Annotated in this window: 1 pseudogene; it reads left to right on the forward strand. The window is 56.4% G+C overall.

The features are described 5' to 3' along the window. Positions 1-2: 2 nt before the first annotated feature. Positions 3-1,072: pseudogene (locus ACR0AD_RS21120) on the forward strand (IS3 family transposase); the annotation flags it as partial.

A 1,072-nucleotide genomic window follows, 5' to 3' on the forward strand; every position in this document is an offset into this window, starting at 1 on the left:
ACATCCGCAGGAAGACACGGCGCCAGCATTCGGCAGAGGAGAAGATCCGTATTGTGTTGGATGGGCTTCGTGGTGAAGACAGCATAGCGGAGCTGTGTCGCCGTGAAGGAATAGCTACGAGCCTGTATTACAGCTGGTCGAAAGAGTTCCTTGAGGCCGGTAAGAAGCGGTTGGCTGGCGATACCGCACGCCAGGCTACCAGCTCTGAGGTGAAGGATTTGAGAGCGGAATCGTCGGCGCTGAAAGAGGTAGTCGCCGACCTGACCCTTGAGAACCGGCTGCTCAAAAAAAGCATGTTCGAGGATGGGGGAGACGACGAATGAGATATCTGTCACCCAACAGTCGCTGCTTGCAGCGATGAGAGGGCAACATCCGAAAAGCTTGAGATCATCCGGCTGGTTGACGGTTCGCACCTGCCGATCAAACGCACACTGGAAAAGCTCGGCATTCCCAGAACGACCTTCTACCGCTGGTACGACAGGTATCTGTCTTTCGGCGAGGCCGGGCTTGAGGATCGCCATTCCCGGCCAGGTAGGGTTTGGAACCGCATCCCCGACAAGGTGCGCAAGCAGATCGTGGAACTGGCTCTGGAAGAACCCGAGTTATCGCCCCGCGAGCTTGCGGTGCGGTTCACCGACACCAGGCGCTACTTCGTTTCTGAGGCCAGTGTTTACAGGCTTCTGAAGGCACAAGATCTGATCACTAGCCCAGCCTGCATCACCATCAAAGCGGCGGATGAATTCCATGAGAAGACTGTGCGGCCGAACCAGCTTTGGCAGACCGACTTCACCTATCTCAAAGTCATCGGTTGGGGCTGGTTCTACCTGTCTACGATCCTGGATGATTACAGCCGTTACGTTGTCTCTTGGCGCCTTTGCACCACGATGAAAGCTGACGATGTCACAGGAACGCTGGAAGACGCTTTGGCTGCATCAGGTTGTGACAGTGTCACCGTTGCCCACAAGCCCCGGCTGCTCAGCGACAACGGCAGCAGTTACATCTCTGGCGAGTTGGCGAAATGGCTGGATGAGCAGGGTATGGATCATGTTCGGGGAGCGCCCAACCATCCGCA

Source organism: Ruegeria sp. BH8, from assembly GCF_056538065.1.